Annotated in this window: 10 protein-coding genes; 3 read left to right on the top strand and 7 right to left on the bottom strand. The window is 47.4% G+C overall.

Annotation, left to right across the window (positions count from 1 at the left end; translation table 11 throughout):
• Positions 1-88: 88 nt before the first annotated feature.
• Together ACQSGY_RS18180 and ACQSGY_RS18175 are read right to left on the bottom strand one after the other, a co-directional pair.
• Positions 89-3,205 (bottom strand): ATP-binding protein, encoded by a 3,117-nt coding sequence (locus ACQSGY_RS18180; RefSeq protein ID WP_427179624.1) that lies wholly within the window; start codon positions 3,203-3,205, stop codon positions 89-91.
• Positions 3,206-3,780: 575 nt separating this feature from the next.
• Positions 3,781-4,197, bottom strand: a complete 417-nt coding sequence (locus ACQSGY_RS18175; protein WP_111268476.1) for an SRPBCC family protein — start codon at positions 4,195-4,197, stop codon at positions 3,781-3,783.
• Between the two features lie 348 nt (positions 4,198-4,545).
• On the opposite strand from ACQSGY_RS18175, the gene ACQSGY_RS18170 reads away from it, so the two are divergent.
• Entirely contained in the window at positions 4,546-5,313 is a 768-nt protein-coding gene (locus ACQSGY_RS18170; RefSeq protein WP_427179622.1) for a class I SAM-dependent methyltransferase, read from the top strand.
• Between the two features lie 1,255 nt (positions 5,314-6,568).
• Here ACQSGY_RS18170 and ACQSGY_RS18165 read toward each other — a convergent pair.
• Positions 6,569-7,603, bottom strand: a complete 1,035-nt coding sequence (locus ACQSGY_RS18165; protein WP_427179621.1) for an NADH:flavin oxidoreductase/NADH oxidase — start codon at positions 7,601-7,603, stop codon at positions 6,569-6,571.
• A 441-nt stretch (positions 7,604-8,044) separates the two neighbouring features.
• On the bottom strand, positions 8,045-8,239 hold the full coding sequence (locus ACQSGY_RS18160; RefSeq protein WP_110899102.1) for a 2-hydroxymuconate tautomerase: 195 nt from the start codon (positions 8,237-8,239) through the stop codon (positions 8,045-8,047).
• A 282-nt stretch (positions 8,240-8,521) separates the two neighbouring features.
• On the opposite strand from ACQSGY_RS18160, the gene pepT reads away from it, so the two are divergent.
• The gene (pepT, locus tag ACQSGY_RS18155) at positions 8,522-9,760 is read left to right on the top strand and encodes a peptidase T (protein WP_427179619.1); all 1,239 of its coding nucleotides are present in this window, start codon (positions 8,522-8,524) and stop codon (positions 9,758-9,760) included.
• A 275-nt stretch (positions 9,761-10,035) separates the two neighbouring features.
• On the opposite strand, the gene ACQSGY_RS18150 is transcribed toward pepT, so the two are convergent.
• Together ACQSGY_RS18150 and ACQSGY_RS18145 are read right to left on the bottom strand one after the other, a co-directional pair.
• A complete protein-coding gene (locus tag ACQSGY_RS18150; protein ID WP_427179617.1) occupies positions 10,036-10,197 on the bottom strand; it encodes a hypothetical protein in 162 nt (53 codons plus the stop codon).
• A gap of 35 nt (positions 10,198-10,232) precedes the next feature.
• On the bottom strand, positions 10,233-10,925 hold the full coding sequence (locus tag ACQSGY_RS18145) for a Crp/Fnr family transcriptional regulator (protein ID WP_427179615.1): 693 nt from the start codon (positions 10,923-10,925) through the stop codon (positions 10,233-10,235).
• Between the two features lie 290 nt (positions 10,926-11,215).
• Here ACQSGY_RS18145 and ACQSGY_RS18140 point away from each other — a divergent pair, with 290 nt between their 5' ends.
• The gene (locus ACQSGY_RS18140; protein WP_427179806.1) at positions 11,216-12,055 is read left to right on the top strand and encodes a methyl-accepting chemotaxis protein; all 840 of its coding nucleotides are present in this window, start codon (positions 11,216-11,218) and stop codon (positions 12,053-12,055) included.
• Between the two features lie 143 nt (positions 12,056-12,198).
• Here ACQSGY_RS18140 and ACQSGY_RS18135 read toward each other — a convergent pair whose 3' ends face one another.
• Positions 12,199-13,635 carry an alanine/glycine:cation symporter family protein gene (locus ACQSGY_RS18135; RefSeq protein WP_427179614.1) on the bottom strand — a complete coding sequence of 479 codons (1,437 nt, stop codon included), beginning with the start codon at positions 13,633-13,635 and terminating at the stop codon, positions 12,199-12,201.
• Positions 13,636-13,678 lie beyond the last annotated feature (43 nt).

Raw genomic sequence — 13,678 nt, 5'->3', positions numbered from 1 at the left:
AGAGATTCAATTCATATGGATACCGACTATATCGGTATCCGCTTATTCGTATGTTAACCATAATTACCCAAAATTCTAATTTTCGTTGTCATGTAAAATGATGAACCTGCTTCAACGGCACGCGGAACTGGATTTGTGTTCCGCTTCCGACATGGCTCTGAATCTCCAGCGCGGTTCCATAGAGCGACATGAGACGGCGATTAATATTATGCAGCCCAACCCCTCCCGGGCCTTCCGTTCGACCTGACTTGACCTGAGCCATACGCTCCGGAGGAATGCCCACACCGTCATCCTGTACCCGAATAATGACATCATCGGACTCTTGGAAAATGTGCAGCCTTACCGTTCCTCCGGCCGCCCTTTCCATAACCCCGTGGCGGATTGCATTCTCCACAAGCGGTTGAATGGTGAGCGGGGGAAGAAACAAGCGGATGTCGGGCTGCACATCATATTTGACGACAAGCCTGTCCTCAAATCTTGCCTGCTCCAGATGTACATAAGACTGAACCAGTTCCAGCTCTTTGTATAGCGGAACCAGCTGCTCCCTGTTCTGAAAGTCAAAGCTTCCCCGCAGATAATGGCTCAATTCAATGAGAAGATCGGTTGCCTTGTCCGGGTTAACGGCACAGGTAGCAATAATGACATTCAGCGCATTGTAGAGAAAATGCGGTTTGATCTGTGCCTGAAGAAAAGCCATCTCCGTTCGTATGGCATCCTGCACAGAGCTGCGCATCGCGATCAATGTACGAACCCGCGCCCGCAGTTCACCCGCATCGACCGGCTTGCTCAAAAAGTCGTTGGCTCCCGCCTGAAAACCATGGCGGATATCTTCAGGCAATCCGCGAGCAGTGAGCATCAGGATCGGCAGCTCGGACAAAGACCGGTGCTCGCGCAGCTTCCGGCAGAGCTCCGGCCCGGACATTTTGGGCATCATCCAGTCCGTGATAACCAGGTCTATGGAAGGATGCTGTTCATATAACTGCAGAGCCTTGAAGCCGCTGTCTGCTGCAAGTACCCGGTAACGTTCCGTGGACAGCAGACTAAGCAGCACATGCCGATTCACAGGGTCATCATCCACAATGAGAATCGTATGTTCTCCCTCCTGCGTCTGTTCCTGGGAGAGGTTCGCATCCAGCTTGTCCATCACATCTATTGAAGTCGGGCTTGCTTCATTCTTCATCCGGGCTGGCAAGTAACGTGCTGGCACCGGGCTCTTCTCTTCCTGCAATAACGGCAGTTTCACAATAGGTAAAGTAAAATGAAAGGTTGACCCAACGCCTGGCTCCGAATCAACCCAGATTTCCCCTTCACTTAGCTCAACCAGCTTTTTCGTTATACTGAGACCGAGCCCTGTTCCTTCATAGGTCCGTTCCATCGTGCCATTGGTCTGCTCATACGACTGAAAAATATCCTCCAATCTGTCCGGTGCAATACCGACGCCAGTATCCGCAACAGATATCTTCACCTTGTCGCCTTCAACGGCAGCATACAGCCTGATCTCGCCTTGCTCGGTAAACTTGTAGGCATTGCCCAGCAGATTATAGAGGATCTGCCGAAGCCGATCCTCATCTGCCTCTACCAGCGGCAAAGCATCGGGCCAGTGCTGATGCAGCACAATGGGTTTGTCTCCAAACGTAAACCCGGAAACCTCAACTACCGATCGCGCAACGGATTCCAGATCGACAGGCACACGTTTTAGTTCAATCTCACTGTTTTTCAATTTCGAAAAATCAAGAATATCGTTCACCAGCAGTGATAAACGTTTGCCCGTTGCAGTAATCATCGACAGATTTCTGGCCTGCCTAGGTGTCACAGCTCCGGTCGAGCCTTCCAGCATAGACTCGGCAATATTAATGATGCCGTGCAGCGGTGTCCTCAGCTCATGAGACGTGTTGGCCATAAATTCATCCTTGAGGCTATCAATCACAAGCAATCGTTCTGACAAAGCCTCCACCTCACGGAAAGACTGCGCAAATCGAATCACAGTGACTACCAGTTGAATCAATACAAATAACAAAAGCTCAAGCAATGCAAGAAAAGCGGTATCCAACGATACAAACGCTCCAATCGTATGCAGCACAACCACCATAATAATGCTCATCATACCTACCAGTGCATAATGGCTGTCGTTTGTCTGTTTACGCGCCCAGAGAATCATCGTTCGAATCGCATAGATCATCACAGTGAATGAGATGAGCAGCATGGGCAGTTCAAATGTGGAGAACAGTGCAGGTGGAAGTACGATACCTACAAGGGTTTGAGCTATCAGCAGAAACATGCCCAGACGCACAAACCACCCATGAACAGCACCCGGCACCAAGGCGGCCAGATACCGAAGCAAAAAGTAGTACGAGAATGCCCCGCTAAGAAGTTGAATTCGAAGCATCACATCATGCGTAAGCAGCGGAATAAGCATAGCAAGCAGCTTCTCTCCATGCGTGAGGATATACACGGCTCCCGAGAGGCAGAACAGTCCCAGAAATTTCAGTTCCTGCTCGTTACGCCGCAGCCTGAACAGCAATAAGAAAAACATGGCTGGCAATATAAAGCCGAGCAGTGTCAGCATATCCTTCACCCAGCCCTTCTGCTGGCTGGCAAGAATACAACGTTCATCCCCGAACAGAACGGATGCAACAATGCCTCCCGAGGCATAGCTGTAGTTGGATACCTGTATGATAATGTCAGCTGTATTCCCCTCAATCGATGTAAAGCCTGTATAAGGCAAGTTCTTCTGAATATCCACGCTTGGGGTTTCACCGGGCGCACCCATGCCGCCAATCAGATTACCATTGATAAAAATGCGATGAGACATCCGTATGTTCTGTGTACGAATTCCATAGCGATTGTTCAGCTGATGTGGTGGAAGCCGTACCTGCAGATGATACGTTGCATATCCTTGGGCTTGTCCCATTGCCGTATTCCATTTGGCAGGCACATGAACATGCCTTGCAGCAGGCAGTGGCCTGTCCCCCTCTGTACTCGCTTCAAAATCCTCCGGCCCAAGCAGCTGGTTCGGGTAGAAATCCCAGGTCCCGTTAAGCGAAGCAGCCCCTTGCTTGCTGAAATTCCATTGACGCAGATCCATATGCCCATCAGTCACCTGCGGCTTATTTCGCTCACTAATCCATGTCTGGGCGATCCAGGCCAGTGGAAGCAGAACGACGAATATGAAGCTTAATGTCAGCACGATCCAGTTTTTTTTCATCTATGTATTCCTTCCATACTTATCCTAAGAAAGAGAAAAGGACTGACTTCAAACAAAGAGTCATTTTTTGTCGATTTATTCCTATAATCCATGTTACACGTTTCTGGTGTCCACGCAAATAGTTCATCCAATCATTTCAGCCCATTTTTAGCAAAATAAAGCGAATATCTGCTCCCTGCATTACATGCCACCAGCCAATATAACCAAAAAAAAGCTCCAGGCTCCTCCCCGTCAGATGTAACCGGAGAGAAGCCTGAGGCCAGGATGAGACAGCCTGAGCGTAGAATCAGAATGCCTATTGGCTTTATATTGGAGGAGCCAAACTGGTAAGCCACTCTACTTCTGCATTGCACAGATCTGATCTATACCGCTCTGCACTTCGCCAATGTTTATTGCTCCATCTCTACACTCTTTCCTACTGAGTCTTATACACGCTTTCTAACTCTATCTTCTTCACCCACACTTCGCGAACCTTCATCACTCATACTTTACCAATCTTCATTACTCATAGTTTACGAATCTTCTTCATTCGCCTTACCATTTTCCCCTCAAACGCTATTTTTAACTACTCCGTATTAACTGACGACTTGCGCAAGCTTCTGCACAAGACCCGCCCAGCCCTGTGCCATCCGTTCGCGAATGATGGCATGGGCCTGTCCGAATTCAGTCAGTTTGTCGGCATCCCAGCCGCTGTGGATCAATGTAAAATGGGTGCCTCCATCTTTTTCGGCAAGCTCGAACGTTAACGTCCAATCCTTCCCCCAGCGAAAGGCCAGCTTCCGCAGCGGCTGCACTTCAACAACCACGCAAGGAGATTGCCCGAACGGCCCCGCTTCCAGCGTGAATTCATAACCTTCGACCGGCTCCAGATTGCTGGGCATGAACCATGACCCCAACCCTTCGGCAGTCGAAACTTTAGGCCATACCTTTTCCACAGATGCTGTCAGTGACAGCTCTTCCTTAATATCCGGCAATGCCGTTGATGATTCCATTTGTTAACCTCCTTGACACTATTCTCAAACCCAATCTATACTGAATCTATCTTACATATAAGGGATTTTATCCCTGTGGTAGTCTGCTCCGAAAGATCCTTTTTCAACTACCATTTCTGAAGGAATAAATTGTAAATTCCGTTTCCATTTGCAGTTCCACCAATCCGGGCATGTTCAAAAACGCTGAAGGTGTAAGATTTTGTCGAATTTTCGTTCCAAGCCAAGAAATTTCCCGCAGGCGTGCGGGAGCACGTCAAAGGAAAAGTGACACAGTATGGGCGAAAAGGCGGTAAAAGATGCACTTCAGCAGGTTTCAAGACACACCTTTATCTTAGGAGGAATTATACATTGTCATTCAGTTATTACGGCCCTCTATGCACCAAAGTTTACGACATAACCAAACCTGTCGGACACTCCCTGGGAGGAGACATTGAGTTTTACCTTAATCTGCTGCAGCCTTGTCATGGGCGCATCCTTGAAGCGATGTCAGGTTCAGGACGTATGCTCATCTCGCTGCTGGAAGCAGGTATGAAGGTAGACGGTGTTGATTATTCAGAAGCTATGCTCCAATCCTGCCGTAATCGATGCGCTGAACGCGGACTGCCTGTGCCTGAGTTATTCGCAGCCGATCTGGTGACGTTACAACTTCCTTATCGCTATGAAATGATCATTATTCCCAGCGGCTCACTGATGCTTATTCAGGACCGAGAAGCCTCCATACAAGTTCTTCAGAACTTGTACGATCATCTAGAACCGGGAGGCAAGCTAGTCTTTGATCTGTTTGTGCCAGACGTAACTCAGTCCACTTCTATTGAAACGTCAACTGTACCTTTGACCGATGGTGACACGATAACCGTTGAAGTGAAAACAACCGAAGTTAATCTGCTCCATCAATACCAGACTAAACTGATTCGTTACGAGCAGTGGCATCAGGGCAATCTTGCCAACACCGAGCTGCAGCAGCTTACATTAAGGTGGTATGGATTGGAGGAGCTTCGTCTCGTTCTCGAAAAAATAGGTTTCGTAGATATTCAGGTCTACGCTGATTTTAATCCCGGCAAGCTGCCCACACAAGCCGATCAGAAGCTGGTATATGAGGCATCACGACAAACTTAGATGAAGGGATATACAGCTGGGATACGATGTAGAGTCAGATAGCTTGGTTGAGGTTTAAATTGGATAGTTTGGTTAGGGTGCAGATGCAGCTTGAAATATTGATACAGAGTATAGATAATACCCTGAATCAAGAGATAGCTATGTTTGCCTTAATCCCTTAAACTATTCGTTTAAAATCCATACATATACCCTACTTATCGCAGCTCCCGACCACTAACGTTCAGTCTACCTAATGCTTCCGAAAAACACTTCTGCAGCCAAATTAAAGGCTCAGGGACAAAAAAGTTTTAGAAGCTTGAAAAGAGTTAGGCAGACCTTAGTTAGTTGATGGTTGGTTGGTCGCTTGATTGGATGGGTTTTGGTTTGTTGGTTGATTGGATGAGTGATTGGTTGCGTAGGCGGGTGATTGGATGGGGGGGACGAATGAGTGAGGTAGCTGGCTAGCAGGAAGTCATTAGCCTAGTTGCTGCTCTAACGCTCCCCACGAACCTTATTTGCCACCAATTCGGACTTTCCGAATTCTAACGATTCCCAGAAAGCTTATTTCGTCAAAAAAACTGAAAAACGACCCTCATTGCAGCAAAATAAGCTAAATAACGTCTCTGTGAATCGTTAGAAATGTGAAAGGCTACAAAACGCCTAAATAAGGCTTCTCCAGATCGTTAGCGCTCACCACATCAACTCCACCTGTTCCCCCTCACTCATATCAATCACAATAATACATATCATACGTATCATTCACACTGTATCCATCATTCGCACCATTCAAACCGTATTTATCATTCATAACATTCATATCATTTACATAATACATATCTTTGTACCATTCACACCACATCCATCAGTGGCATCATCCAAAAATACAATTATCTATCTATACATGCATACCTGCATACATCCATCCGCACATGCATCCATCCAGAAATCTATACATCTATACATCTCATCCATACAGGCTACATCCGTTCATGCATCAATGCTCTTCACATAGAGATCATAATAGAGCACGATCTCCATCTCGAAGATAACCTCCGCATTGGAACACAAGCGCCACCTTCCAACATGCCCCTACCATTCAACAGCCCCCACCTTCAAACACGATCCTTACCTGGATTGAAAAATGACGCATTCTCCAGCCTCAGTCCTTCCAGCATCAGTCCACATTCAACTTCTTTCCAAACTCAAGCCCTTTCGGTTTAAGCTCATTCCTTCATCTTTCGATTTAAGCTCATTCCCTCATCTTTCACTTTCAGACTTAATAACCGCGGGAATACTGCTCGGCAATGGCCGCATGCTCCTTGCTGACACCCAGTTCAAGCGCAGCATGGTTCGCCCAGTACGGGTCGCGCAGCATACCACGGCCGATAGCAACCAGGTCAGCATCTTCATTACCGATAACGGCCTGAGCCAACGCCGCATCCTCCAGCATGCCGACAGCAATGACTGGCACATGCAGCTCTTCACGGAAACGGCGGGCAAACGGAACCTGATACCCCGGGTAGTTTCCAGGTTTACGCTGACCGGATGGCCCTTCTCCGCCGGAACTGATGTGGAACATGTCCACGCCTGCTTCTTGATAGGCACGGGCGAGTTGGAGCGTATGATCGATGTCATATCCGCCATCAGCATATTCTACAGCAGAGATGCGCATGATCAGCGGCATGTCAGCCGGCATTTCTTTTTTCACAGCACGAATGACATCCACGCCAAATCGCGACAGCTCCTGTCCGTACACATCCTCACGGTGATTCATCAGCGGAGAATGAAATTGGTGAATCAGATAACCATGTGCACCATGAAGCTCGATAGCATCCACGCCAGCCTGAACAGCCCGGCGGACACCAGCTGCGAATTTCTGCACCATTGCCTCCGCTTCCTCAGTTGTCAGCGCACGCGGTTCCTTATATGCTTCTCCCGGGAACGTAACAACAGATGGAGCAACTGGCTGCGCAGCATCCTGGGCTTTGCGGCCTGCATGAGCAATCTGGATCGCCACTTTGGAGCCATGTGCGTGCATTCCATCTACCAGCTTGGCGAATGCCGGAATATGATCGTCTGACCATATGCCCAGATCCTGATCCGTAATCCGTCCATCCGGTTCAACATCCGTCATCTCGATGATAATCAGTCCTGTTCCGCCAACTGCACGGCTCACATAGTGAACCTGATGCCAGTCATTCGGGATGCCATCCTTTGCCGTAACAGAATATTGGCACATCGGCGCCATAACGACACGGTTATGCAGCTGCAGATTTTTGAATTGATATGGTGAAAATAACTTCTCTGTCATCGTAGTTACAACTCCTGTTCATGTTCTGTATTTTCAGCTTTGTGATCTTGTCACTAAACAACCCGGTTCCAGCTCTAACGATTCCCACAAGCCTTACTTGCCCCCATTTAGGGCTGTCCGAATTCTAACGATTCCCAGAAAGCTTATTTCATCAAAAAACCTAAAAAACGGCCTTCATTACAGCAAAATAAGCTATATAACGTCTCTGTGAATCGTTAGAAATTTGAAAGGCTACAAAACGCCTGAATAAGGCTTCTCCAGATCGTTAGCGCTCGCCACGCTGCATCATTCGCACTTTTCACAACATCCGTATCTTTCACAACCTTCGCATCATTCACACTCGCACGCATTCTCCCATTCACACCGTATAAACAACGTTTACGCGCGCACATCCTGTTCGTTCACTAATGCATTCTTTATTTCACTTTACCTTGCCTTGGCTCAGTTTGTATCCAGATCAGAGAACATTTTGCCGTTCTTGCCGTAGTTGTCCTTCTCCAGATCCTCTATGAAAATAAAAACCTTGCTCGCTTCCACACCCAGCGTCTCACAAGCAACCTCGGTCATTCGTTCAATCAGCTGGCGCTTCTGCTCTTTGGTTTTGCCTTCCAGCACCTTCACTGTAATAAATGGCATCAGATCAACACATCCTTTCTTCATAGCTATTATGAACCTGAGATGAGAAAATTCAAGTACGCACTTTTTTGTGCCCTCCCGTTCATATCTTTGTCTCGCCACATCATGACAATACAATTATGGATTGCACACCGAGCCTCTCTTAACCAGGCAATTATGCACTGGAAACTTGCACACCTGATTCCGCAGGCGTAACACCATTCTAAATATCAGACCCAAACGTGATATGATATGGTTACAGTAGTTACAATAGATATATTACCCATAGAGGAGCGATTACTCTTGAAAGACATATTAATTCAAAGACTTAGCACTTACGTGCAGATGGATACCCAATCCGATGAAAATAGTGACACCTGCCCGTCCACACCTGGACAACTTGCCTTGGGCCGCCTGCTTGTAGAGGAATGCAACTCCATCGGACTGCAGGAAGTGACGATGGATGAGAACGGTTATGTGATGGCTACACTTCCAGCCAATACAGATCAAGAGGTACCTGTCATCGGTTTTCTGGCCCATCTCGACACCGCCACCGATTTTACAGGTAAAAACGTGAAGCCTCAGGTGATCGAAAACTATGACGGTGAAGATATCGTACTGAACCGGGAACTGGATGTCATTTTGTCCACTAAAGACTTTCCTGAGCTCCGGGAGTACAAGGGCCATACCTTAATGACCACTGATGGTACGACGCTACTGGGTGCAGACAACAAAGCAGGCATTGCCGAGATCATGACCGCCATGGCTTATCTGATTGAGCACCCGGAATTGAAACATGGCAAGATTCGTGTTGCATTTACCCCGGATGAAGAGATTGGACGAGGCCCCCACAAATTCGATGTGGCTGCCTTTGGCGCCAAATATGCCTATACAGTGGACGGCGGGCCGCTCGGAGAACTGGAATATGAGAGTTTCAACGCCGCGGCAGCGAAAATTACGGTGCGAGGTACCAACGTGCATCCTGGAACAGCCAAGGGAAAGATGGTGAACTCGCTTAAAATTGCGATGGAGCTGAACGGATGTCTGCCTGTAGAGGAAGCTCCTGAATCCACAGACGGTTATGACGGCTTCTACCACTTGCTTTCCATGGAAGGTGATGTCGAACTGACCAAGATGCACTACATCATTCGTGATTTTGACCGAGAGAAGTTTGAAGCGCGTAAAACCAACCTGTTAAACATCGCAGATCAGCTAAAAGCCAAGTACGGAGAGAAAAGTATTACCGTTGAGCTGAATGATCAGTATTACAACATGCGTGAGAAAATCGAACCGGTTCGCCAGATCGTGGATATTGCTCATGAGGCGATGACACGTCTGAATATCGAACCGGTGATTCGCCCGATTCGGGGCGGGACAGATGGCTCCCAGCTTTCCTACATGGGCATGCCCACGCCGAACATTTTCACCGGCGGTGAAAATTACCACGGCAAGTTCGAGTACGTATCGGTAGATAACATGGTGAAAGCAACACAGGTCATCGTTGAGATTGCTCAATTATTCGAGCAGCAAGGAAATATTTGATTCGAACAGCAAAGGAATTTTGATTCGATCGCATCCTCAAGCGTTTTACAGAAGAATACCTCAAAACAAGAACAGGAGCATCCTTTACAGTAAAGGGTGCTCTTTGTTGCATGCGCTATTTAGGACTTGTCTTGAAACCTACTGAAGTGCATCTTTTACCGCCTTTTCGTTTCGCCCCCTGCTGCGTCACTTTCCCTTGACATGCCCCGGCACGCCTGCGGTAAATTTCCTGGCTTGGAACAAAAATTCAGCAAAATCTGCCGCCTTCAGAGTTTTCAGACACGCCCTAATTTGTTCATGTGTTTGGTCGCTTCATTTATGTGACCATTGTTACCTTCATTCATATGTCCAGTCATTTCATTCATTTGCACGTTGCTTCTTTCATTCATGCGCCGGTTGCTTCTCTCATTCATTTGCCCGCTGTTTCTTTTATTCATGCATCCGTGTTTCCTTCTTTCGTGTGCTCAGACATTTACTCGTAAATATTGCCGCCCGCTATCTCGCGCAGCTCCTCAATGTTCTCAATAACAATCTTTCGTCTCACTTTGCGAATGATGTCCCGTCCGCACAGGTCCTGAATCACCCGATTGAGATGTCTGTAGCTGGTGCCCAGCAGATCAGCCAGCTCCGTCAGTTTGGAGGTCTGAATCTCTTCAGAGGCTGCCGCATCCTGCTCCGTGATCGACAGCAAATAACTGGCGAACCTGCTCTCAACAGGGTAAAGCATGTTCAGGCTCGACAGATTCGAGAACGTGTGCAGCTTATGCGTCACCTGACTGAGCATAAAATAGAGGAATTTCGGGTTCTCCACGTACGTGTTCTGAATAACGCGATAGCTGATGGCAAGCAGCAGACTACGATTGACTGACTGCACCGTATTGTTAGCCTCTCTCCCGTTAACGAGCTCCAGATCACCGACAAGAGCAAGCGGGGTGCTGAACCGAAGCAGCAGAGATTTGCCATTCGACAGTGTTGTAAAAATTTTGAGCTTGCCTTGAACGAGAAAGTACAGGCGCTCGGGACGCTCCCCTTTTTCACATATTGTTTCACCCTTATCTGCCTCCAGCAAACGCAATTCGGTCATTGCGCTCTCATCCAGCACCTGATCCAATCCGTACTGCCTGGCAAGCTTGTGCATTAGCTCAAAGTCCAGAACTTCCTTCATTCAGACTCCCCCCATCATTATCTCAATGATACGAAAAAATGGACATATGTCCCATAAATTCAACCATAATCGATCCTTAAATTGACACAAAGACAGTTACAATTAGAACAAATATCCAATATCAAGATACTTTTGGAAAATAGTTTGAAAATGATTCTGAAAATATATCAAAATTTTGTAATCAGGCATTCAGGATATTTGTTTTTTGTCCGATGAACAATAGAGATTCTATTTAATTTTCCTATTTTAAAATTTAAATATTGAGAGGATGATTCCGTTCCATGAGTTCTATAAACGTTGTTGACGCCTTGTTAAAAGTTCTGCCTTATATTAGCCAAATTCTCCGGGAGCCGGCAAGCCTTTCCGTATACGATCACGAAAAAGTATTAGACGTTCTGGCAACCGATCGATTCGATCTCGGCTTCGAAAGAGGAATGAAGCTGATTGACTCGTATCAGAACTTTGCCGTGCTGAAAAATGGAAGAGAAGCCACGCTCTCCACAATTCCGAAGGAAGTGTTTGGTCTTGAGCTCGATACACTGAACATTCCGATCTTCGATGAGCAGCAGAACGTGGTTGCCGTATTCTGTGCATCCTATGACCAGTCCAACCAGAATCATCTTGAGGAGATTATACAAGAGAATCAGCATATTAACGCCAATCTTGTCAATATGGTGCAGCACGTCGCTGCTCACGCAGAGGAATTACAGGCAACCAGCGAGCAGATTCTGGAAAACACACGGGTCGCTGTACAGAATTCATCCCAGATTAACAAGGTTGCCGGCTTCATTCGTGAAATCTCCGAACAAACCAACCTGCTTGGTCTGAATGCTGCAATAGAAGCAGCTCGTGTCGGTGAAGCTGGTGCCGGATTTGGTGTCGTTGCAGCCGAAGTTCGCAAGCTCTCTGTTGATGCAAAACAAGCAACGACAGATATCGATGCCAGCCTGAAGGATGTGCAGCAGGTCATCCAACAGATGTCCGTTGAAGTATCCCAGATTGCAGCTTCTTCCCAGGAACAGGCTTCACTCGTTGCATCGTTCACAGATGTCATTGAGAAGCTGAATGATACAGGCGCACGCATGAAAGCTCTGTCCGAGCAGCTGATCAGCTATTCTGTACAAAAGTAATCAAGCCCGGAGCGTTATAGTGCGCATTATAATAAAAGGACTTGGAATGCCATGTTTAATGGTACGCCAAGTCCTGTTTTATTAATAAATGATGATTAACGATTTCATTCTTGCTCATGGGAAGCAATTAGTCTATTTTTGAATTACCCAGTCGTATCAAGCTTTTTATTCCCCATAACCGCTTCTTCCGACTCCCAGCACTCAATCTCGCCCGGAATATGAATGCGATCACGAGTGAAGACAGGATCACGTCCCTCGGACTTCTGCCGCTTGTAATCCTTGAGCGCCTCGAAGGTTACTTTGGAGAGCATCAGAATGGCAATCAGGTTTACCACAACCATCAGTCCCATGAACAGGTCGGCGAGATCCCAAACCAGCTGCACCTTCGCAATAGCCCCGAACAGCACCATACTGATAACGGCAATACGATACACCCACAGCCACACTCTGCTCGATTTAATAAATTCAATATTCGTCTCGCCATAGTAATAATTGCCGATCAACGTGCTGAAGGCAAACAGGAAGACCATCACAGCCAGGAAGCCGGAAGCCCATGAACCGATATGAACACTGAGCGCAGCCTGAGTCAACTCGATTCCGCCCAGATCGGAGCCTTGATATACCCCGGATAACAGAATGATCATGGCTGTACTCGTGCAAATAACCAGGGTATCTGTCAGGACACCAAAAGCCTGAATCAATCCTTGCTTGACTGGATGAGAGGTATCGGCTGTCGCCGCGGCATTAGGTGCACTACCCATACCGGCCTCATTCGAGAAGAGTCCGCGTTTGACTCCGTTCATCAGCGCGGCGCCCAGCGTACCGCCAGCCATCTGTTCCATGCCGAAGGCATTTTTGACAATAAGCGCAATGATGGCAGGAACCTCAGTAATATTCACCAGCACAATAAACACAGCCACACCAATGTACAATACGGCAAGCACAACGACGATATATTCCGACGCCTTCGCGATCCGTTTGACGCCGCCCATAATAATGCCCGCAAAGACCACAGCCATAATGATACCTACGGTTAGACGATCTGTGCCAAACGAGTTCTGGAACGCTACTGTAATCGTGTTGGACTGCACAGCGTTAAAGACCAAACCGAAGGAAAGGGTGATCAGAATGGCAAACATGACCCCCATCCATCGTTTACCAAGCCCACGTTCCATGTAATATGCAGGCCCTCCGCGGAAACCGCCGTTATCCTTGATTTTGTAGATTTGAGCGAGCGTGCTCTCCACAAAGCTTGATGCCGACCCGATCATGGCGATAATCCACATCCAGAACACAGCCCCAGGTCCGCCCAGTGCTATAGCCAGTGCAATGCCCGTAATGTTTCCCGTACCCACACGTGCGGCCATACTGATACAGAAGGCTTGAAACGGAGAGATTTTGCCCGGCTCCTTGCTCTTTGGTTCTTTGAGCACTTTGACCATATCACCAATCATGCGGAATTGCATAAATCTCGTTTTGGTCGTGAAGTACACACCACAGACGACCAACAGAATAATTAACAGCTTGGACCAGAGAAAATCATTGAAAAAGACGACAACATCTTGTATTGTTTGCTCCATCGGTACGCCCCTTTAGATGATGTATGATAAAAATAACCGAACA

Source organism: Paenibacillus sp. TC-CSREp1, assembly GCF_050171015.1.
Classification (GTDB): Bacteria; Bacillota; Bacilli; order Paenibacillales; family Paenibacillaceae; genus Paenibacillus; species Paenibacillus silvae.
This window is presented reverse-complemented; position numbering and strand designations above follow the sequence as displayed.